The following is a 20,775-nucleotide window of genomic DNA, read 5'->3' on the forward strand; positions in this document are numbered from 1 at the left end:
ATGGCGATCGACATCAAGATGCCGGCGCTGTCGCCCACCATGGAGGAGGGCACGCTTGCCAAGTGGCTCGTCAAGGAAGGCGACACGGTGAAGTCGGGCGACATCATGGCCGAGATCGAGACCGACAAGGCGACCATGGAATTCGAGGCCGTTGACGAAGGCACCGTCGCGAAGATCCTCGTGGCCGAGGGAACCGACGGCGTAAAGGTTGGCACGGTCATTATGCAGCTCGCCGGTGAGGGCGAGGACGCCGGTGTTGTCACCAAGGACGACTCGCCCGCCGCGAACGCGCCGGCCGATGAGAAGAAGGCCGACACCGTCGAGGACTCGGCCCACCCGGCGCAGGAGAAGGTCGACACCGGCGCACGCCAGCTGTTCGAGGCGGCGGCGCACAAGGCGGAAGTCACCGACCCGGCGATTCCGGCCGGCACCGAAATGGTGAAGGTCACGGTCCGCGAAGCGCTGCGTGACGCGATGGCCGAGGAAATGCGTGCCGACGAGCGCGTGTTCGTGATGGGCGAGGAAGTCGCGCAATATCAGGGCGCCTACAAGGTTACGCAGGGCTTGCTCGACGAGTTCGGCGACAAGCGCGTCATCGACACGCCGATCACCGAATATGGCTTTGCCGGCGTCGGCACCGGCGCGGCGATGGGCGGGCTGAAGCCGATCGTCGAGTTCATGACGTTCAACTTTGCGATGCAAGCTATCGATCACATCATCAACTCGGCGGCCAAGACCAATTACATGTCCGGCGGCCAGATGCGCTGCCCGATCGTATTCCGTGGTCCGAACGGCGCGGCGAGCCGCGTCGGTGCGCAGCATTCGCAGAACTACGGCCCGTGGTACGCCTCGGTGCCGGGGCTGATCGTGATTGCGCCCTACGATGCCGCCGATGCCAAGGGTTTGCTCAAGGCCGCGATCCGCAGCCAGGATCCGGTCGTGTTCCTCGAGAACGAGCTGCTGTATGGTCGGTCGTTCGAGATCCCCAAGCTCGACGACTGGGTACTCCCGATCGGCAAGGCGCGGATCATGCGTCAGGGCACGGACGTGACGATCGTCAGCTATTCGATCGGTGTGGGGCTGGCGCTCGAAGCGGCCGAGAAGCTGGCGGGCGAGGGGATTGAGGCGGAGGTCGTCGACCTGCGCACGTTGCGTCCGCTGGACAAGCAGGCCGTGCTCAAGTCTCTCGCCAAGACCAACCGTCTGGTCGTGGTCGAGGAAGGCTGGCCGACCTGCTCGATCGCGTCTGAAATCGCGGCGATCGCGATGGAGGAAGGGTTCGACGACCTCGACGCGCCGGTGCTGCGTGTCACCAACGAAGACGTGCCGCTGCCCTATGCCGCCAATCTCGAGAAGCTCGCGCTGATCTCGACCGACAAGATCGTCAAGACGGTCAAGAAGGTTTGCTACCGCGGCTAAATGAAGGCCCGCCCTCTTCGCCGCCGCTCAGGTGGCGGAGAGGTGCGCGGCGTCGCACAGCCGACGTTGCGCATCGGTCATGTTGGTGCTGTTCGTCAACGTCTGTGACGAGCGGTCGCGCACCGTGAACGACTGCAACGACGACAGCTCGCGCGGCGCCATGAAGCCGCGGCCGACGATCGGCTGGTAGGTGTAGCGCAGCTCGGCGAAGATCAGCGCCGAATTGTCGACCGGCTTCACCTTGTTTGTCGCGGGTCCCATGCCGGTCGCGAGTGTGGCGTCGGTTGCTCCCGCCCCTTCCAGACCGAAGGAGGAGGCGACGTTCTTGGCACCGAAACAGCGTTGCCACGTAATTTTGTAGCCGGTCTGGGTGCCGGTTTGTCCGTTGCTCTCCATTGTCGAGACGATGACGCGCCCGCGTCCACCAAAGTCGATGTTGCGCCCGGCGAACGCGACCCCGGTCATCACCTCGTCGACCTGCGCCTCGTCGATGCTGCCGCGGTACCGCGCGACATTGTCGGCCACCATCATCGAAAGCTGGTTCAGGCGCAGCGTCACCACCGCCAGATTGGCCAGCTCGATCCCAATCATCGCGATCGGCACCAGAAAGATGAGCGACAGCGCGAATTCGAGCATCGCAACGCCCGATCGGTCGCCGACGAGCCGACGCCAGTTGCGCCGGCTGGTTGCTGCGGGAGTCACGAGCAGCGAACCCGGATTTGCTGATCGCCATAGGGTTGGTTGCGGATCAGCGTCCGTGCGTCGACGATCGCGAACGGGCCGAGCCCGATCGCGTTGGCCAGCGGGAACAGCCGCGGTACCTTCACCAGCACATCATAATACATGACGTCGTCGGCGCTCCCGAGGTCGTCACCACCGCCAACCGTGGCATCGTACCGCCCGTTGTTGTTGCGATCCTCGTAGCAATCGGTCGAATTATACTGACCGACCGGCGCGGTGTCGGCGACGATCCGCTCGCCTTTCCCGACCGAAGCGAAATTGGTGTAGCTGAGCGGTGTCACCGTCACGGCCGCCGGATCGTCGCGGGTGCCTTTGGGCAGGATCGTGCGGACCTCCGAGCGGATCACGGTCACCACCTGATCCTTGCTGATGCTCCCGACCGTCGCCTTGCGCGCCGCCCGCTCCATCGCGCCGTTGGTCAGCGCGCTGAGATAGACCTGATAACCAAGGTCGAGCGCGCCCATCACCAACGTGAAGAACGGCAGCACCACCAGCCCGAACTCGACCATGGTCGCGCCGTCACGCGCGCGGAACAACGCCCGCAAGGACCTTCGTGCACCGATCGTCACGACAGTCGCAATCCGCCGATCGTCTGCGCGATCTTGGCAAAGGAACGCCGCAAGGCCGTTGTATCGGAGGCGATTGACCAATGGTCCGGATCGGTCGCGCATTCCTTCAGTTCTTGCGACAGCCCTTCGGTCCCGAAACCCACGATCCAGATGATGAAGCCGCGCTTCTTCATTTCGTTGCAGATGATCTGGGTGCGGCGGAGATGGCTCGCATAGATCCGGTCCTCGCTCGCGTCTGCTGGCGCCACCGCATTGTCGGGCTGGACCTTGTCCATCATCCAGTTCACACCCCAGGCGTCCGAGATGGTCCCTTCTGTATCAAGCTGCCCATCAGTCATGAACACGATGTGGCGGGAGACCTGATATCCCCCCGGAGCTACTGCATCTGAGTTGGTCGCGCTGAATATTCCTGCTGGAGCAAGGAAACGGGCGCCCCAAGCCAGCCCGATGTCATGATAGGTCTTTCCGGTTGGAAAGAGCGTGTCGACGTAGGCATTGAAGGCTGCGGATGTCTTGGAGGTCGGGTTGTAATCGCCTGTATATTGCTGCAGCGGGCTGGCTTCTTGTGGGCAGCTATAGGACACGCTGAGAAGACGGTTGTTATAGGTCGCGTTATGATATTGAAGCTGTGACAATGCCGGCTTCCAGCGCGTTGCAGCGCTGTTCGGTTTGAGGTCGATTTGCAGGTCGTACGCAGTGGCGGGCGCCTCAAGCGAGGACGATCCATCGATGCCCTGCACGGTGCTTGCCTCTCGAATGCAGCCGTCCCAGGCGAACGAAGCAGGTGCACCATCGTTCTGGCCGGTCGGGTTACCCTGCCAGTACGCCGGATTTGTGATTTGATTGCCGGTTTGCACCCAGCTTTTGGTATTTACTGAAAGGCTCGTCCAATACCATTGCACATAGTCGCAGTTGTAATACCCCCCAGAGCTATTCTGGCAGGTCTGACGTCGGTACTCCCCACGCCGAGACGGGAAATTGACGTTCTCATCCCCGGCGCCGCCGGCGATATAGCTCGGATTGAGCCGGTAGATGACGCGGCCGACGTTGACGTTCTGCGCGTAGGGCACGAACCCGTAGCGGATTCGACCGGCCCCCGTCGTCGCACCGGGGCCAAGGGCCGCCAGAAAGTCTTTGACGGCTTGTTTCAAGCCATAGATGCGTGTCAGGGTCTGATTGCTGGTCGATTGACCGGATGGTGTCGCCGCCATCGAGCCGGTAACATCCAGCACGAACATGACGTCCGTGTTGGGGATGTTCAGCTCCGCCTGACACGTCGTGGTGACCGGGATCGACCCGAACCCGAACATCCGCATCAGCGTCGTAGGCATCGACAGCGAAGCCCGGCCGACGACCACGCCGTCCGCAGCCTTGTCGTAGACCGCATTGATCTGCTCCGCCGAATAGGTGCCGGCTGGGAAATTGAAACGGAAGAACTCGCTGGCCTTGGCCTTCTCGGCGTCGGTAAGCCGCGTAACGTTCGACATCGCCTTGCGGCCGGCGAGCGCTCCGGCATCACAGGCCTGTTGCAGGCGCGTATAGGCCATATAGGTGCGGCTGGTATCGATCGCGCCACCGATCATCGCCAGCAGCGGGATGACTGCAAACGCCGCCATGATCGCGACGTTGCCGGCAACGTCGCGCAGCAGGCGGGGCAGGGTACGCGACAGGAGAAACGACACGCGCATTTTCTCGTTACACATCAGATCGCTAGGGCGTGAAGCCATGGAGCAGGAACAGGTAAGGACTGCTAAACTTTGATGGTTAATCAGCCGTTTATTGGGTCCGGAACCGACCCCGAACGCACGCTGGCGATGACCTATGCGGCGCCGGAGCAGCGCCCCGCACTGGCCGCGCTGTGGGGGCTCGACGACCGGCTCGCCGACATCCTGCGCACGACGCGTGAGCCGATGGTTGGACAGATGCGGCTGACGTGGTGGCACACCGCACTGTCGGCGCTCGACGAGGCGCCACCGCCTGCCGAGCCGGTCCTGCAGGCACTTGCCCGTGATGTCGTTCCGCGGGTGAACGGCGCGCGACTCGCCACGCTGGTCGAGGGGTGGGAGGCGCTGCTCGAACCGGCGTTGAACCGCGACGCGATGCTTGCTTATGCCACGCACCGTGGCGGCGGGCTGTTCGCCGCGATCGGAACGATCGTCGGCGTCGACGATCCTGCGGTCGCAACGTCAGGCGAGGGCTGGGCGCTGGTCGACCTGGCGCGGCATATCGAAGCCCCCGACAAGGCGGCACTGGCGCGCGCCATGGCGCAGGAACTGCTTGAGATCACACGCGCCTTTCGCTGGCCGGCCGCAGCGCGTGCAATCGGTGCGATGGCGCAGACTGCCCGGCTCGATCTGGCAGCCCGGCCGCGACCACACGGTCATCCGGCTCGCGCGGCGCGGCTGTTGTGGCATCGGGTCACTGGACGCTGATCGTCGTCTTGCACCGGCCTGTTCGGACGCTAGCGTGCCGGTGATCGCAACGGGGAGCATGGGGGCATGTGGCGGTATCTGGTGGGCGGTCTCGCAGCGTTGTCGCTGGTCGGGGCAGGGTGGCTGATCTTCGACGGAGACGCCCATCCGGACGGGTTGTCGAAGCAGGTTGCCGCGGTGGGCGCACCCGCGGCAACTGCACCGGACGATCCTGCGGTCACGACGCTGCCAGAGGCGCCGGCGCGCACCCGCGAGCAGAAAAGGTTCGAGCGTTACGACAAGGATCGCGACGGCCGGATCAGCCGCGAGGAATATCTGGTGCCCCGTCGCAAGGCATTCGCCAAGCTCGACAGCAATGGCGACGGGCGCCTGACCTTCGATGAATGGGCGATCAAGACCGTTACGCGCTTCACGGACGCCGATCGCGATCACTCCGGCGCGATGGACGCCGCCGAGTTCGCAAAAACCGCCCCGACGCGCAAGGCATCGCGTCCTGCGCGCCGCTGTGACGATACTGCAAAGTCCGAGGAATGAGCGGCACCGCGCTCAGACCGGCGCCTCGATCTCGAACCGCGCACCTTCGGGTGGGTAGCGCATCGCCGCGGTACCGCTCACCCGGCCGGCGAGCACCCGCTCGATCATCCGCGTTCCGAACCCGACCCTGGTCGGCGGGACGACCAGCGGGCCGTTCCGCTCGATCCACGCAAAGCGGAAGCGGCGCTCGGCGGCGCTGCCCGCCAGCGCCCAGCTGATTTGCACCGATCCCTCCGGGACCGACAACGCGCCATATTTGATCGCGTTCGTCGCCAGCTCGTGGAGCGCCATTGACAGCGCCAGCGTGATCTCGGGCGAGAGACGAACAGCCGGTCCCGCTATCGCGAAGCGCTGGCCGCCAGCGTCGATGAACGGTGCGAGGACGCGCTCGACGATCTCGCTGATCGCCGCGCCTTCGACCTCGTCGCGCACCAGCAACTCGTGCGCCGTGCCAAGGCTGGCGATCCGCCCCGCGACCGCGCGCCTCCCTTCGGCCAGCGAGCTGGCGTCGCGCAGCGTCTGGCTGACGACCGCGCCCACCGTCGCCAGCGTATTTTTCACGCGATGCGTCAGTTCGCGTGCGAGGATCCCGCGATGCTCCTCGGCAAATTTGCGGACCGAGATGTTGGCGGAAAATCCTGATAGCGCCAGCGGCGTCCCGTCGGCGCGCCGTTGCAGCGCGCCCTGTGCATGGATCCAGCGCTGCTCACCCGCCGGGGTCAGCACGCGATATTCAATGTCGTAGGGCAAATCATGATCGATCGTATCGGTCAGCGCCGCGCAGACCCGCTGATAGTCTTCGGGGTGAAGGCTTTGCTCGAAATCGGCGAAGCTGAACGTCGAGACCTCGTCCGCCGGGCGCCCGAGATTGTCGAGATACGCGGCCGACACCGTCAGGCTCACCTCGGGCAGCGCGACCGTCCAGGTCCCGAGCCCGCCCGCCTTCAGCGCCATCGCCAGCCGGGCTTCGCGCTCGGCCAGCGCAGTCTCGCGGCGGGCGACCTCGGCGGTCAGTGCGTCGCGGTCGTCCTGCAACTGCCGCAGGCGATATCGCTCGATCGTCACGTCCGTTTGCGTGGCGACGAAATAAAGCAGCGTGCCGTTGGAGTCGAAGACCGGCGCGACCATCAGCCGGTTCCAGAACGGCGTCCCGTCGCGACGGTGGTTGAGCAGGTCGATCTCGATCCGCTCGCGCCGCGCGATTGCGTCACGCAAACGCTGGATGTCGGAGTCGGCAGTCAGCGGACCCTGCATGAAGCGGCAGTTCCGACCGATCAGCTCGACCGCCGGGAACCCGGTCAGCGCCTCGAAGGCGGCGTTGACGAATACCAGCGGATTGTCAGGCAAGCGCGGATCGCTGACCACCATCGGCGTGATCGAATGCGCAACAGCCGCAAAAAACGGATCGCTCGGGTCCAGCGTGCGGGCGAATGCCGCCACCGCTGCGCCGATCTCGGGAGACGGCACGAACGGAGCGACCGGACGGGGGGCGAGAGGAGAACGATCCAAGATGCTTCCAACCTAGATCAGTAAGAAGGGCGGGACAATGCGCTGCCGCAGCGGAACGACGATTTTAATCCGTTGCTGGATCACTCGGCGTGCCGTGGCTGGCGGCGCTCCACAGGATCAGATAGCCGAACAGCCCCGCGACCAGCGACGCGACGAGGATGCCGAGCGCGGCGATCTCGGTGCCGGCCCCCCCGGCGAAGGCCAGCTCGGCAATGAATAGCGAGATCGTGAAGCCTATTCCCGCGACACCCCCGATCCCGACGATCATCCGCCACGTGACACCGTCTGGCAGCCGCGCGGCGCCGACGGCCGCGGCCGCCCAGGTGGCCGCGAAGAAGCCGACCGGCTTGCCGATCACCAGTCCGGCGACGATCCCCAACGCCAGTGGAGATTGGAGCGCCGCTCCGATCAGATCGGCCGAGAGATGGATCCGCACGTTCGACAGCGCGAATAAGGGCAGAACTAGGTACGACACCCAGGGTGTCAGGATCCGCACCAGCCGCTCGGCTGGCTCGTCGGTCGCCGCCGCCATTTCATGGATGTAACCGAGCTGGCTCTGCGCCTCCTCGCGTCCACGCTCGGCGATCGCGTCGTCGTCGGCGGTGGTCGCCACACGTTGCGCGCGGCGAAGCCGGTCGACGGGGCGCTGCACGCGCTCGGCGAAGCGCTCCTCCGACAGACGCGAGCTGGTCGGCAACAGCAAGCCGATCGCGACCCCCGCGATGGTCGGATGAACGCCGGAACCGAGCACTCCGACCCACACCGTGGTGCCGAGCACCACATAGGCGACCGATGCCACCCACCCGAGCCGCTGCAACAGCAGGATGCCCAGATACGCCGCCGCTGCGAGCAGCAGGTAGGTGACTTGCAGGGTCTCGGTATATGCGACCGCGATGACCAGCAGCCCGAAGACATCGTCGATGGCAGCGAACGCGAGCAGCACCGCGCGGACGGCGCCCGGTAACCGCGTCGTGAACATCGCGACGATCGCCAGGCTGAACGCGGTGTCCATCGCCGCGACGACGCCCCAGCCATGTTGCGTTGGTGCGCCGTAATTAAAGGCCAGATAGATGCCGATTGGCACCACCAGACCGCCAATCGCCCCGGCGACGGGCAGCACGGCCGTCTTGATCGACGACAGCGAGCCCTTGCTGAACTCGCGTTTGACCTCGGTGCCGATGATGAGGAAGAACAACGGCATCAACGCATCGTTGACCCATTCGGCCAGTGGCATGGCGACGCCCTCGCCACCATAGCTCAGCCGCAGGTCGGTATCCCAGATCTGCTCGTAAGCGGCGCCGAGCGGCGAGTTGACGAGAACAAGCGCAATCAGCGAGGCGATCAGCAACGGTCCGCCGGATACCTCGCCGATCGCGAAGAAAGGCGCGGCACGTTTGAGAAGGCGCGCCGCGCCGGAATGATGCGCCCGGGCAGCAACCTGCCCGGATAGGCGCGGGGTGAGCGCCATGAAGTTCCTCGATCGTGTATTAAGGCTATACGGCTCACCCCGGCGGCCGTTCCGGTACCGTCACGCTGCCTTGACCCACATCAACGTCAATTGAGGCTCATCAGGCTCGCATTGCCGCCGGCGGCGGTGGTGTTGATCGAGGTCGACACTTCCTCGACCAGCCAGTCGAGCCGGTAGCCCGCGCTCGCCGCCTGCGGCAGCACGATCGGTCCCGGCAACGCCGACAGTGCGGAAAGCGCCCCGCCGACCCGCGCGGCATCGCCCTCGATCAGCGCCCCCGCGAATGCCGGCTCACGCTGCCAATCCTCCGCGATCCGCACCCGCGCCGCTACCGGACCGGGCAGCCCTGCCAGCGTGTCGCGCACCGTCGCCGCATCACCCACCACCACATCGTTGCCGGCAGCCAGCGCGACACCGAGCTGCTCGAACAGCCCGTCGCGCGTTTGCGGCAGCAGCAGAACGCGGCCGCGCGGGTGCAGCGCATAGAGGTTGCGCTCGCCGACCGGTCCGGCGAGTTCGACCTCAGCCCCCAGCATCGAGGCGGCGATCGCATCGCGGACCCGCGCTGCTGGCATGATCTCGCCACGCTCCTCCAGCCACATCGCCAGGTCGCGCGCCGCGGGATCAGCATGATCGCTGACCACGGGCGGTGGAAGCGCGGCCCCGGCGACCAGCCGTCCAAGGTAAAGCGGACCGCCCGCCTTCGGTCCGGTGCCCGAGAGCCCACGCCCGCCGAACGGCTGCACTCCGACCACCGCGCCGATCACGTTGCGGTTGATGTACAGGTTGCCGGCCTTCACCCGGCTGGTGACGTGCGCGATCGTCTCGTCGAGCCGGGTGTGCAGTCCGAAGGTCAGGCCGTAGCCGGTGGCGTTGATCCGGTCGATCAACCGGTCGAGATCGGCGCGCCGGAAGCGAACGACGTGCAGCACCGGGCCGAACACCTCGCGCTCCAGTTCAGCGATGTCGTTCAGCTCGACGATCGTCGGCGGCACGAACGTGCCGTTTGCGGTGTTGCCCGTTACGGCGACCTGCTCGACACGCAGCCCGCGGTCCCGCATCGACGCAATATGCCGCTCGATCATCGCCTGCGCCTCGGCGGTGATGACCGGACCGATATCGACCGACAGGCGGTCGGTGCGCCCGATCGACAGCTCGTGCAGCGCACCGCGGATCATTGTCAGCGTGCGATCGGCAATGTCCTCCTGAAGGCACAGGATGCGCAATGCCGAGCACCGCTGCCCGGCGCTGTCGAAGGCGGAGGCGATCACGTCCGCGACCACCTGTTCGGCAAGGGCGGACGAATCGACGATCATCGCGTTCTGTCCGCCGGTTTCGGCGATGAACGGGATCGGCGCGCCACCGGGAAGCAGCCGCGTGGCGAGCTCACGCTGAATCAGCCGCGCGACCTCGGTCGAGCCGGTGAACATTACCCCCATGGTTTCGGGAGCGGCAACCAGCGCCGCGCCGATCGCGCCGTCGCCGACGATCAGTTGCAGTACCTCGCGCGGCACACCCGCCTCGTGGAGAAGGGCCACGCCCTGCGCAGCAATCAGCGGCGTCTCCTCCGCCGGTTTGGCGAGCACCACGTTGCCCGCGACCAACGCGGCGGCGACCTGCCCGGTGAAGATCGCGAGCGGGAAGTTCCACGGGCTGATGCAGGTCACCACGCCCAGTGGCATATGCCCCGCGCCCAACGTCGAGCGCGCCTGTTCGGCGTAATAGCGCAGGAAGTCGATTGCCTCACGCACCTCGGCGATCGCGTTGGGCAACGACTTGCCCGCCTCCCGCACGATCAGCGCGAGCAGCTGCGGCATCCGCGCCTGCATCGCGTCGGCGGCGTGGTCGAGAAGTCCGGCGCGCTCGGCAGGCGGCCGCGTCCCCCAATCCGCTACGGCGCCAGCGGCGATCCGAGCGGCCGCCTGCGCCTGCGCAATCGACATCTCGCGCACCGTGCCGACGTGATCGCGATGATCCGCCGGGTTGCGGACGATCCGCTCGGCTCCAACCTCACCTGCTTGCCAGGGTCCCTCGGTCGCCAACGTGTCGCTCAGCGCTGCCAGCACCGTTTCGTCGCTCAGATCGAGGCCGGCGGAGTTGCGGCGCGGACCGTAAAGCTCGCTCGGCAAGGCGATCTGCGGGTTCTTCTGCCCGGGCGACGCCATCCGCCGCACGGTCTCGACCGGATCAGCGACCAGGTCGGCGATCGCGACGTCGGGATCGGCGATCCGGTTGACGAACGACGAATTGGCGCCGTTCTCGAGCAACCGGCGGACGAGGTAGGCGAGCAGCGTCTCGTGCGTGCCGACCGGCGCGTAGATCCGGCAGGGCCGGTCCAGTTTCGCGGCACCGACCACCTCGTCGTACAGCGGCTCGCCCATGCCATGCAGACATTGGAACTCGTAATCGCCGACGGTGAAGTCGGGGCCGGCGAGATGATAGATCGCGCTCAGCGTCTGCGCATTGTGCGTGGCGAACTGCGGGAACACCACGTCGCGCGCCGCCAGCAGCTTGTGCGCGCAGGCGGTGTAGGCGACGTCGGTATGGACCTTGCGCGTGTAGACCGGGAAGTCGGCGAGGCCGTCGACCTGCGCGCGCTTGATCTCCGCGTCCCAATAGGCGCCCTTGACCAGTCGCACCATGATCCGCCGACCGGCACGCCGCGCCAGATCGACGATCCAGTCGATCACGAAGGGACAGCGCTTGCCATAGGCCTGCACGACGAAGCCCAGTCCGTTCCAGCCGGCAAGGTCCGGATCGGTCGCGAGGCTTTCGAGCAGGTCGAGCGAAAGCTCCAGCCGATCGGCCTCCTCGGCGTCGATATTGAGACCGATGTCATAGCCCTTGGCGAGCACCGCCAGCGACTTCACCCGCTGCAACAGCTCGGTCATCACCCGGTCGGCCTGCGCGCGAACATAGCGTGGATGGAGCGCCGACAATTTGATCGAGATACCCGGCCCTTCGTAGATGCCGCGGCCATTCGAGGCCGCGCCGATCGCCTTCACCGCGTTCTCGTAATCGCGATAATAACGGTCAGCGTCAGCGGCGGTCGTCGCCGCCTCGCCCAGCATGTCATAGCTGTAGCGGAAGCCACGCGCCTCGAGCGGGCGGGCGCGCTTCAACGCTTCGGCGATCGTCTCGCCGGTGACGAATTGCTCGCCCATCATCCGCATCGCCATATCGACGCCGCGGCGGATCACCGGCTCGCCCGCGCGCGCGATCAGCCGCGTCAACGCAGCGCTGAGCCCACTGTCGTTGACGCTGCCGGTCAGCTTGCCGGTCACGACCAGCCCCCAGGTCGCGGCATTGACGAACAGCGAGCGACCGTCGCCGACATGCGCGCGCCAGTCGCCGCCGGAGATCTTGTCGCGGATCAGCGCATCGCGCGTCGCCGTATCGGGGATACGAAGCAATGCCTCGGCAAGGCACATCAATGCCACGCCTTCCTGACTTGACAGCGCATATTCCTGCACCAGACCCTCGACCCCGCTACCGGTATGCTTGCCACGCAGCGCGGTGACGAGCGCGGTCGCGGTGGCCAGCGTCGCGTCGCGCACCTCATCCGGCAGCGTGGCGGCATCGAGGAGCGGGGCGAGGCATTCGGGCTCACTGCGGCGATAGGCGGCGGTGATCGCCTGCCGCAACGCGCTCTGCGGGCGGATCGGCGGAGCGAAATCGGCGAACGGGGGCAAAGCGGCACGCATCGCGGAATATCCTCTCGTGGTGCCCGTTCCATAGCCGAAGAAGCTATGGCAATCCGCCCGCATTTGGCGCATTTTCGACCCGAACGCAGCTAATCGGATCATCATGGCAGGCCAATCGGACCATAAGGTCGTCGCATCCGGGCCGATCGATGCGTTCGATCGGCGGATCATCGAGGCGCTGCGTGCCGAAGGGCGATTGTCGGTGACCGAACTCGCGCGGCGGGTCGGTTTGTCCAAGACGCCGTGTCAGGTTCGGCTGCGGCGGCTGATCGACAACGGCTACATCCTCGGCTTTCGCGCGATCGTCGATCCGACGCGCCTGGGGCTCGACCATGTCGCGTTCACCGAGGTCAAGCTGTCGGACACGCGCGAGACCGCGCTGGAGGAATTCCGTCGCGCCGTGCTGCGCATTTCCGAGGTCGAGGAATGCCACATGATCGCCAGCAGCTTCGATTATCTGCTCAAGGTCCGCACCGCCGACATCCGTCGCTATCGCGAGGTGCTCGGCGAGCGTATCTCCTCGCTTCCGCATGTCGCGAGCACGTCGACCTTCGTCGCGATGGAGACGATCCGCGACGCGGGGGTCTAGAGAAGGGTGGTCAGCCCTTCAGAGCGAACAGGCACAGCCCGGCGCTGGCGACCGCCACAAGCGTCAGGAAGATCGTGAAGGCGAGGACCTTGGTCCGGCGGCGCAGACGATGGTGACGGCGGTAGCGATTATCGATGAGGCGATCTCGATCGTTGTGCACGCTCCGCGCTGTATGGCGCCCGCCATCTTGCTCCGCGATGAAGCGACACCGACGCGCGCGCTAGCGACCGCAGCCGCCGTTGGTCGCGATCGCGTCAGAGGCGGACTGCTGGAGCGCCACCGTCTCGGCCTCCGAAAAGCCGAGGTCCCCGGCTGCCGCCTCCCGCGCGCCCAGCGTGCGCGGATCGACACCGGTCACGCGCGCGAACAGTACCAGCGCCTCCAGGTAATAGCCGTAGCTGCTGGCATGGTAATGATCGTACGACCACAGGGGCACCCGGGTATAGTCGATACCATCGAACGGGTTGGCGTCGGCGACCCCGCTGCGGATCGCGCAGGTGAAGGCTTGCCCGACCGGCGCGACATTCGCACGTGCGCGCCGCGCCGCGCTGTCGGTCGCGCGGCGCAGATCGTTCGCCATCACCTCGACGGACGTCCCCGACCAGCGCTTGCCGGGCAGAAAGACGAGGTCGGGCCGCGTCCACGTCGCGGTCATCGTGATCGCTACCTTTGGATTGCGCGCCCGCAGCAACTCGGCAATCCGCTGCGCATCGGCGATCGTCGCAGTGCCGTCGCCGGGGCGATGCGGGTCAAGCGTGCTATACTCCTGCAGAACGACATGGTCCCACGGGCGGTCGAGCAGCGGGCGCCGCTCGGCGAGATGCCAGCCGAGCGTCTTGCCTCCAGAGGTTTCCAGCGACACCTGCCAGTCGAGCCCGGCCTGCTCGGCGAAGCGCTTGAAAAGACCCGGCACCCCGCCGATCCGCTCGTTGTTGAGATCGGTCACCCGGTCGGCATTCAGCACCCGCACCGGTGCATTGGCGCCGAAGGTGAAGCTGTTGCCGACGAAAAGGATCGTCTCGGCCGCTGCGGGTGCGGCGGTCGACAGCAAGGCGGCGAGGGCGATCAGCAGGTTACGCATGGTGACCCGCATAGCGCCGCCGCCGCGATCCGTGAACCGCGGCGGCGTGAACCAGATTACCAGTTCAGATTAAGCCGGCCATAGATTTGCCGCCCGTTGAACCCGAAGGGCGAGTAATAGGGGAAGGCGGTCACGCCATTGTTGTTGAGCGCGGCCGGCATGGTGTCCGGATAGATGTCGAACAGGTTCTCCGCCCCCAGCGCCAGCGTGACCTTGTCGTTGAAACGGTACCGTGCCTCCAGATCGATGATCGTGTGGCGGCCGGTGTAGACGTCGTTCGCCAGCACCGTGCCGGGCTGCAGAACGTTGCCATAATGGACGGCACGAAGCGTCGCGCCGAGTGCGTCGCCTCGCCAGTCGACCGCGCCGACGATCTTGGTACGGGGCGTGCCTTGTTCGATCGTGAGGATGCGGTTGCGCCCGAACAGGCCGGGGGCAGGGTTGAGCGCCGCGGTCGAGGTCGGAATGCGGTCAACCGAGATGTCGTTCAGGTTCGCCGCGGCGCTTAGATTGAAGCTGCCGAGGCTTTCCGTCCGCAGCGTATAAGCGGCGACGATATCCAGCCCCTTGGTGGTGGTCTGGATGCCGTTGATGAAGAACCGTGCCGCCTGCACCCCGAACGGCGCGAGCAGCGCACCGACCTGCGCGCTAGCCGTAGCCTGGATATTCTCGGAAAGCGCGATCTGATCGCGGATGCGGATGCGGTAGCCATCGACCGTCAGGCTGAACCCGCCGACGCGCACCACCGTGCCGAGCGAGTAGTTGCGCGACTTCTCGGGATTTAACGGCAATGCGCCCAGCGCGCGGGCAATGTTGCTCGATACCGGGTACAGACCGGTTTCCTGCGGGCCGAGGTTGCCGGTGACCAGGGTCTGCGTCGACGTATAATATTGCTGCTGCAGCGATGGCGCGCGGAAGCCGGTCGACACCGAGCCGCGGAACGCCAGCCACGGCGCCACGTCATAGCGTGCCGACAGCTTGGCGGTCGCGGTCTCGCCGAAGTCCGAATAGGTCTCGCCACGCGCCGCCGCGCCGAAGGTCAGCTTGTCCCACCACCGCGCCTCGACATCGAGATAGAGGCTGCCGTTGCTGCGATGAACGTCGACCTCGTTGCCGGGCTGGAACCCGACGAAGCCCTGCGCGCCGGATGCCAGCGTGCTCGGCGCCCCCGCGGCGCGATTGTAGCTTTCCGGCTGCCCGGCGCCGATCGCAAAGCCCTCACGACGATACTCGCCACCCGCGGCGATGTTGATGACCGCTGCGCCGAGCGTATATTCGCGCGCCAGGTCGAGGCCGGCGGTCAACTGATCGTAGCGCAGCCGGCCGCTGTCGAAATCACGTGGCGAGGCGCTGCCCAGGGTCGCGTTGCCCGAGTTGCGCGTCTCGAAATCAATCGTGTTGCGACCGTAGCTGACGGTCAGGTCGGTATTCCACCCGCCCAGATCGCCGCGGACGCCGACCGTTCCGTTATAGTCCTTCGACCGCGATCCGATCAGGGGCAGGAAGCCGTCCGGATAAATGCCGACGAGCGCATCCGCGTTGCTGTTCTGCGAATTAGGCAAGCCGGGAAACGGGCCGCCGGGGACGCGCGGGAAAGCGCCGCTCTCGCTGTCGCGCTGCTGGAATCCGCCATTGACATAGGCGGTCCAGTTGCCGTCACCCAGCGGCACCGCGGCATTGACGTAGACCGTGCCCTGCTCGACCTCGGGATCGCCGAACCGCGCGCGGATCCGGGGTGTTGTCAGCCCACGCGGATCTATGTCGGCGCGATTGGTCGGCTGACGCGAGACATATTCGCCCGAGACGGTGAGGAACCCCTCGCTGCCGAGCGCAAAGCCCTTCCACCCGCTGAACGTCGCCGTCTCGCCGTCGCGTATCGACCGCGAGGTCCGTGCCGCATCGTATTTCGTCGCATAGGTGCCGAAGGTGACGTTCGCGCCGCCGCCCTCGCGCGCCTCGCGCAGTCGCAGGTTAATGACGCCGGCGATCGCGTCTGAGCCATATTGCGCTGATGCGCCCTCGCGCAGCACCTCAACCCGGTCGAGCGCAACGGTCGGGATCGTATTGAGATCGACCGCCGCCGAGCCGCGCCCGATCGAGCCGTTGATGTTGAGCAGCGCCGAGGTATGCGCACGCGTGCCATTGATCAGTACCAGCGTCTGGTCCGGCGACAACCCGCGCAGCGTCGCGGGGCGGATCGCATCAGTGCCATCGACCGCTGCCTGGCGCGGGAAGTCGATCGAAGGCGCCACCGTCGACAGCGCATCGGCCAATTCGGTCGTTCCCTGGGCCCGAAGTGCGTCGCCGGTCAGCACATCGACCGGCGACACCGTGTCAAGGCGGCTGCGCCCGGGCGCGCGCGTCCCGGTGACGACGACCTCGCTACCGACCGGCTCTGCGGCTGCAGAGGCGACGTCGCCGGTGTCGGCGGACGCACCCTGTGGCGCAGTCTGCGCCGTAGCGGCCACCGTCAGCGTCGGCAGCAGCAGCGTGGCGCCGGCCAACAGCGCGGCTCGGGTGGTGCTCATCGGAATTCCCCTTCTTGTTCTTCAGGCTTTCTAAGATCCGTCATTCTCTACGTCTCTGATGGTGATTAGGCGGCGAAGGCTTGCTTGCATCCGCCTAAGCGGGGCTTGCCCGCGCCTGTGACGTGCTTAGAGACATAACGGAGCGTGGCGCCGGATGACCGATCGCTCACCACCGTGCCGTTGCGCGGATAGCTTGCACGCGCCGGTCGCCGGCCCGATGTCGCTCGTCGCAACGGCGTTGACGCCTGGGTCTTTAGCGACAAGTGGCTCATCTCCCGCCGCCGGCGACGCGCTGGCATGATCGAAAGAGCGACGCCTGTGCAATTTTTCTCGATGCTCGGGCTGCGGTCGCATGATGTTGCGATCGATCTGGGAACCGTCAACACGCTGGTCTATGTCGCCGGACGCGGCATCGTCATCGATGAGCCATCGGCGGTCGCGCTGGAGGTGCGCGAGGGTGTCCCGCGCGTTTTCGCGGTAGGTGCCGACGCCAAGCTCATGATGGGCAAGACCCCCGAGAACATCCGCACGATCCGCCCCCTGCGCGACGGGGTGATCGCCGACCTCGATGTCGCCGAACAGATGATCAAACATTTTATCGACAAGGTGCACGGTGGTGCGAGCCGTATGCAGCGCCGGCCGCGAATGGTCATCTCGGTCCCGACGGGCTCGACACAGGTCGAACGCCGCGCCATCAGGCAGGCTGCGTTGAGCGCGGGCGCGTCCGAAGTGCGGTTGATCGAGGAGGCGTTGGCGGCGGCGCTTGGCGCCGGCCTTCCGATCACCGCACCGACCGGTTCGATGGTCGTCGACATTGGCGGGGGCACGACCGAAGTCGCCGTGCTGTCGCTGAGCGGGCTGGCCTATAGCAGCTCGGTGCGGGTCGGCGGTGACAAGCTCGATGACGCGATTATCTCGTACATCCGACGCCGCCATAACCTGCTGGTGGGGGAGGCGACCGCCGAGCGCATCAAGATCGCGCTCGGCGCAGCAAGCCGGCCGCATGGACCCGAACGGCGGTTGCGGGTGAAGGGGCGCGACCTTGTCGACGGTATTCCGAAGGAGATCAGCATCGGCGAAGCCGAAATCGCCGACGCGCTTGCTGATCTGGTCGGCCAAATCGTCGAAGCCGTTCTGCGGACGCTCAGCGAGGTGAAGCCGGAACTTGCGGCCGACGTGGTCGACCAAGGCATCGTGCTGACCGGCGGCGGTGCCTTGCTCTCGCGCCTCGATGAGGTGCTCAGCACGGCGACCGGCCTCCCGGTGATGGTTGCCGACGCACCATTGCTTTGTGTCGCGCTGGGCGCCGGCCTCGCGCTTGAGAATGCCAGCCTGCGAGAAGCGCTGTCAGAAGGGTGACTTCGGTTGAGGCCGCCGCCGGCAAGGTCAAATTATAAAGCGGCCTTCTTCAGCGGCTCTGGCTTCTTGTCGTTGGGCAGGATGCGCTTCAGGTGATCGTGAACCGTCCGCTGATTGAAGGGCTTCGACAGGAACGTCGCCTTTTCCGGCATATCTCCCTGGTTTGGTGAGACATGACCGGACGCGATGACGATCTCGATCGGCGGCCAATGTTCGGCGACGTGCCGCGCGAGAGCGAAACCATCGATCGCGCCGGGCATATCCACATCCGAGAATAGCAGGACTGTCCGCTCCCAATGGTGGGACAGGTGCGCGATGGCCTCGTCGCCACCGAGGCATTCGTGCACGCGAAAGCCGGCTTCTTCGAGGATGTATGCCGTCTCCATGCTGATGATGGGGTCGTCCTCGACGACGACGGCATAGGGTGTGAGTGAGGTTGGCATGCCGCCCCAAACCTCCTGCCATCACGCAAGTTGCAAGAGTAACTTAGATCGATCCCTTATTGCCGATGTCCAAATCCGCCACGGTGGGCACTGTATTTACGCCATGCCCTCTAAATGCCCGTTCCAGGGTGGTGCTGCCGGCTATCGGAGCGTCGATCAATCTCATCAACCGCGTAGCCGGCCCCGGGCAGCACACGAGTGGCGAACGGCTCCCATTCACGCCGCATGGCGACGTAGCGACCGAGGCCGTCTGGTCGCACCGCGATTCCGGCGTGCGCGAGGGTTGCCATTGCGGCATCGTCGCTCTTACCGTCTCGCGAGGCTTCAGCCGCGGGGCTGTGGGTTCGAGCCGCCACGGCAAAATGCCGGTGGAGTGTCTGAACCAGCAGAAGAGCGCCCCCGTGGAGTGTCGCGACCGGCGCGGAGTCGACCAACGTCCGGTATCGCTGCCGATCGAGTGCGGAGCCGATCAGTGTCGTCAGGTCGAGAAGCACGACCGTAAACCGCGACACGGCGTAGCGCGGTTCCCTGAATCGGAAGTAGAAGAGCAAGGGGTAGAAATGATGCGCTTCCTTGGTGGCGACGAGGGCGCGGGCCAGGTTTCCGAGCTCGCTGGTCGCGCCGCTGCTGTCACCGTCTGGCAGGAGCCGCGCCAGCATCACCGCGGCATCGCCGGTACCATCGCTCATGAGGTCGATCGTCAGCGCCAGCGCGTTGCGTTCGCGAAGCGCCGAATATACCTGAACGAGGTAACTCAGCACCAGCGACAACACCGACGCACCGATCAACGAATTGGCAAGGAATAATAGCCGCGTCGCGGTCGTGTGGGGGCTGTAGTCGCCGCCGCCGACGATCGACAGACTGTTGCCTGCGATGAGCAGCGCCGTACCAAAATCCGTCGATGCTTCACCGGTCGAGGGCCGGATCGCGGTGCCGAGTTCCGGTTGGATAACCAATGCGGCCCCGACCGCCAGCCCCACTGCCCAGAAGCCGATCAGCGAGACGATGATGATGGGCCCGGCAAAGGACAGGATCGCTCCATGCCATCGGCGGAGCGCCCTGGCGGCAACACGAAAGAGCGCCCAGATCGCGCGATCCCAATAGGGTGCGAACAGCCCCGTACCGACCCGCGCGTATAATATGGTCAGGAAGATGTCGGCGAGGAAAAGCAGCATCAACGCGGCCCCGCCGACCTGTTCGAGTGAGATGGTCGCTTGCATGGCCGGATGCCTCAGGGGATGAAGACCGCGCGCAGGCAGCCGTCCTCCTTGTGCTTGAACATATGATAGCCTTTCGGGCTGTCCTCCAGCGCGAAGCGATGCGTGGCGAGGGCGGCGGGCGTCAGTTCGCCGCGTTGCGCGTGGTCCAGCAGACGCGGAACATAGGCCTGTCCATGCTGCTGCGCGGTCCGCACGGTGACACCCTTGTTCATCAGCAGCCCGAGCGGAAACTTGTCCATCATCCCGTAGACGCCCAGGATCGACAGCGTGCCGCCCTTGCGCACCGCCAGCATCGCCTCACGCAGCGCGGTGCCGCGGTCTGTTTCCATGTACAACGCCTGCTTGACCCGATCATAGGCCTGCTGGAGCCCGGTGCCGCCCGCCTCCATCCCGACGGCATCGATGCAGGCGTCGGGACCTCTGCCGCCGGTCAGTTCCTTCAGCGCCTCGACGACATCGACCTTGGTGTAGTCGAGCGTCATAGCGCCGAACGCGGCAGCCTGCGCCAGCCGTTCGGGATAGCGGTCGATCGCGATCACGCGCTCGGCGCCGAGGATCATCGCGCCTTGCTGCGCCATCAGGCCGACGCCCCCGCAACCCCAGACCGCGATCACGTCGCCGCGCTGGATGTTGCAAAAATCGGCACCCATGAAGCCGGTGGGCGCGGCATCGGAGATGAAGAGCGCGGCTTCGTCCGACACGCCTTCGGGGACGACGAAGCAATCGGTGTCGGCGAACGGCACGCGCACATATTCCGCGTGTGCACCGGCATAACCGCCGAACGCGTGGGAATAGGCGTAGATGCCGGCGGTCGGATAACCGAGCAGCGGCTCCTGCAATTCGGGCTTGGGATGGGTCGTGTCGCACAGCGAATAGAGGTCGTGCTGGCAATACCAGCATTGGCCGCAGGAAATGAACGACGGCACGACGACACGATCGCCGCGCTTCACCTTGGTTACGTCGCGACCGACATCGACGATCTCGCCCATGAATTCATGACCCAGAACGTCGCCCGCCTTCATCGTCGGGATCAGGCCATCGATCAGGTGCAGGTCCGATCCGCAGGTGGTCGACAACCGGACCTTGAGGATCACGTCATTGGGGTTCAGAATCGAAGGATCGTCGACTGTTTCGACGCGCAGGTCGTTGACGCCGTTCCAGCAGAGTGCACGCATCCGG

17 protein-coding genes are annotated in these 20,775 nt (G+C 65.7%); 5 read left to right on the forward strand and 12 right to left on the reverse strand.

Features of this window, described 5'->3' with window-relative positions; genetic code table 11:
* Positions 1-1,419 (forward strand): pyruvate dehydrogenase complex E1 component subunit beta, encoded by a 1,419-nt coding sequence (locus BACI71_RS07740; RefSeq protein WP_159757187.1) that lies wholly within the window; start codon positions 1-3, stop codon positions 1,417-1,419.
* 27 nt (positions 1,420-1,446) lie between these two features.
* On the opposite strand, the gene BACI71_RS07745 is transcribed toward BACI71_RS07740, so the two are convergent.
* The 3 genes from BACI71_RS07745 to BACI71_RS07755 all read right to left on the reverse strand — a co-directional run bounded on the left by BACI71_RS07745 (position 1,447) and on the right by BACI71_RS07755 (position 4,411).
* On the reverse strand, positions 1,447-2,055 hold the full coding sequence (locus BACI71_RS07745; protein WP_159757190.1) for a pilus assembly protein: 609 nt from the start codon (positions 2,053-2,055) through the stop codon (positions 1,447-1,449).
* 62 nt (positions 2,056-2,117) lie between these two features.
* Positions 2,118-2,705, reverse strand: coding sequence for a TadE/TadG family type IV pilus assembly protein (locus BACI71_RS07750; RefSeq protein WP_159757193.1), 588 nt, complete (start codon positions 2,703-2,705; stop codon positions 2,118-2,120).
* Positions 2,706-2,725: 20 nt separating this feature from the next.
* A complete protein-coding gene (locus BACI71_RS07755) occupies positions 2,726-4,411 on the reverse strand; it encodes a TadE/TadG family type IV pilus assembly protein (protein ID WP_159757196.1) in 1,686 nt (561 codons plus the stop codon).
* A 78-nt stretch (positions 4,412-4,489) separates the two neighbouring features.
* Here BACI71_RS07755 and BACI71_RS07760 point away from each other — a divergent pair, with 78 nt between their 5' ends.
* Together BACI71_RS07760 and BACI71_RS07765 are read left to right on the forward strand one after the other, a co-directional pair.
* Positions 4,490-5,161 (forward strand): squalene/phytoene synthase family protein, encoded by a 672-nt coding sequence (locus BACI71_RS07760; RefSeq protein WP_159757199.1) that lies wholly within the window; start codon positions 4,490-4,492, stop codon positions 5,159-5,161.
* 66 nt (positions 5,162-5,227) lie between these two features.
* Positions 5,228-5,695, forward strand: coding sequence for an EF-hand domain-containing protein (locus tag BACI71_RS07765; protein ID WP_159757202.1), 468 nt, complete (start codon positions 5,228-5,230; stop codon positions 5,693-5,695).
* A 12-nt stretch (positions 5,696-5,707) separates the two neighbouring features.
* Here the strand turns inward: BACI71_RS07765 and BACI71_RS07770 are convergent, their stop codons facing one another.
* The 3 genes from BACI71_RS07770 to putA all read right to left on the reverse strand — a co-directional run bounded on the left by BACI71_RS07770 (position 5,708) and on the right by putA (position 12,376).
* Positions 5,708-7,204, reverse strand: a complete 1,497-nt coding sequence (locus BACI71_RS07770) for an HWE histidine kinase domain-containing protein (protein WP_159757205.1) — start codon at positions 7,202-7,204, stop codon at positions 5,708-5,710.
* Positions 7,205-7,268: 64 nt separating this feature from the next.
* A complete protein-coding gene (gene nhaA / locus BACI71_RS07775) occupies positions 7,269-8,672 on the reverse strand; it encodes a Na+/H+ antiporter NhaA (RefSeq protein ID WP_159757208.1) in 1,404 nt (467 codons plus the stop codon).
* An 86-nt stretch (positions 8,673-8,758) separates the two neighbouring features.
* A complete protein-coding gene (putA, locus tag BACI71_RS07780) occupies positions 8,759-12,376 on the reverse strand; it encodes a trifunctional transcriptional regulator/proline dehydrogenase/L-glutamate gamma-semialdehyde dehydrogenase (RefSeq protein WP_159757212.1) in 3,618 nt (1,205 codons plus the stop codon).
* A gap of 103 nt (positions 12,377-12,479) precedes the next feature.
* Here putA and BACI71_RS07785 point away from each other — a divergent pair, with 103 nt between their 5' ends.
* Positions 12,480-12,965: an Lrp/AsnC family transcriptional regulator gene (locus BACI71_RS07785; protein WP_159757215.1), complete on the forward strand. Its 486-nt coding sequence runs from the start codon at positions 12,480-12,482 to the stop codon at positions 12,963-12,965.
* A 10-nt stretch (positions 12,966-12,975) separates the two neighbouring features.
* Here BACI71_RS07785 and BACI71_RS07790 read toward each other — a convergent pair whose 3' ends face one another.
* The 3 genes from BACI71_RS07790 to BACI71_RS07800 are packed head-to-tail and all read right to left on the reverse strand — an operon-like array spanning position 12,976 to position 16,574.
* Complete coding sequence (locus BACI71_RS07790; RefSeq protein ID WP_159757218.1) at positions 12,976-13,125, reverse strand: hypothetical protein; 150 nt, start codon at positions 13,123-13,125, stop codon at positions 12,976-12,978.
* Between the two features lie 60 nt (positions 13,126-13,185).
* Positions 13,186-14,046 carry a PEP-CTERM sorting domain-containing protein gene (locus BACI71_RS07795; protein WP_159757221.1) on the reverse strand — a complete coding sequence of 287 codons (861 nt, stop codon included), beginning with the start codon at positions 14,044-14,046 and terminating at the stop codon, positions 13,186-13,188.
* Positions 14,047-14,102: 56 nt separating this feature from the next.
* On the reverse strand, positions 14,103-16,574 hold the full coding sequence (locus BACI71_RS07800; RefSeq protein ID WP_159757224.1) for a TonB-dependent receptor plug domain-containing protein: 2,472 nt from the start codon (positions 16,572-16,574) through the stop codon (positions 14,103-14,105).
* A gap of 318 nt (positions 16,575-16,892) precedes the next feature.
* Here BACI71_RS07800 and BACI71_RS07805 point away from each other — a divergent pair, with 318 nt between their 5' ends.
* A complete protein-coding gene (locus tag BACI71_RS07805; protein WP_443018457.1) occupies positions 16,893-17,933 on the forward strand; it encodes a rod shape-determining protein in 1,041 nt (346 codons plus the stop codon).
* Positions 17,934-17,965: 32 nt separating this feature from the next.
* Here the strand turns inward: BACI71_RS07805 and BACI71_RS07810 are convergent, their stop codons facing one another.
* The 3 genes from BACI71_RS07810 to BACI71_RS07820 form a co-directional block, all read right to left on the reverse strand.
* On the reverse strand, positions 17,966-18,376 hold the full coding sequence (locus BACI71_RS07810) for a response regulator (protein ID WP_159757227.1): 411 nt from the start codon (positions 18,374-18,376) through the stop codon (positions 17,966-17,968).
* Positions 18,377-18,486: 110 nt separating this feature from the next.
* Positions 18,487-19,596 (reverse strand): ion channel, encoded by a 1,110-nt coding sequence (locus tag BACI71_RS07815; RefSeq protein WP_201297329.1) that lies wholly within the window; start codon positions 19,594-19,596, stop codon positions 18,487-18,489.
* 11 nt (positions 19,597-19,607) lie between these two features.
* Entirely contained in the window at positions 19,608-20,771 is a 1,164-nt protein-coding gene (locus tag BACI71_RS07820; protein ID WP_159757230.1) for a zinc-dependent alcohol dehydrogenase, read from the reverse strand.
* Between the last annotated feature and the right edge of the window lie 4 nt (positions 20,772-20,775).

The organism is Sphingomonas sp. 8AM (genome assembly GCF_902506455.1).
Lineage (GTDB): Bacteria > Pseudomonadota > Alphaproteobacteria > Sphingomonadales > Sphingomonadaceae > Sphingomonas.

What these genes read in the sequence shown, in the direction of transcription:
- BACI71_RS07740 (WP_159757187.1), top strand. Translation starts at nt 1, where the DNA reads ATGGCGATCGACATCAAGATGCCGGCGCTGTCGCCCACCATGGAGGAG.
- BACI71_RS07745 (WP_159757190.1), bottom strand. Translation starts at nt 2,055, where the DNA reads ATGCTCGAATTCGCGCTGTCGCTCATCTTTCTGGTGCCGATCGCGATG.
- BACI71_RS07760 (WP_159757199.1), top strand. Translation starts at nt 4,490, where the DNA reads ATGGTTAATCAGCCGTTTATTGGGTCCGGAACCGACCCCGAACGCACG.
- BACI71_RS07765 (WP_159757202.1), top strand. Translation starts at nt 5,228, where the DNA reads ATGTGGCGGTATCTGGTGGGCGGTCTCGCAGCGTTGTCGCTGGTCGGG.
- nhaA (WP_159757208.1), bottom strand. Translation starts at nt 8,672, where the DNA reads ATGGCGCTCACCCCGCGCCTATCCGGGCAGGTTGCTGCCCGGGCGCAT.
- putA (WP_159757212.1), bottom strand. Translation starts at nt 12,376, where the DNA reads ATGCGTGCCGCTTTGCCCCCGTTCGCCGATTTCGCTCCGCCGATCCGC.
- BACI71_RS07785 (WP_159757215.1), top strand. Translation starts at nt 12,480, where the DNA reads ATGGCAGGCCAATCGGACCATAAGGTCGTCGCATCCGGGCCGATCGAT.
- BACI71_RS07795 (WP_159757221.1), bottom strand. Translation starts at nt 14,046, where the DNA reads ATGCGTAACCTGCTGATCGCCCTCGCCGCCTTGCTGTCGACCGCCGCA.
- BACI71_RS07800 (WP_159757224.1), bottom strand. Translation starts at nt 16,574, where the DNA reads ATGAGCACCACCCGAGCCGCGCTGTTGGCCGGCGCCACGCTGCTGCTG.
- BACI71_RS07810 (WP_159757227.1), bottom strand. Translation starts at nt 18,376, where the DNA reads ATGCCAACCTCACTCACACCCTATGCCGTCGTCGTCGAGGACGACCCC.
- BACI71_RS07815 (WP_201297329.1), bottom strand. Translation starts at nt 19,596, where the DNA reads ATGCAAGCGACCATCTCACTCGAACAGGTCGGCGGGGCCGCGTTGATG.
- BACI71_RS07820 (WP_159757230.1), bottom strand. Translation starts at nt 20,771, where the DNA reads ATGCGTGCACTCTGCTGGAACGGCGTCAACGACCTGCGCGTCGAAACA.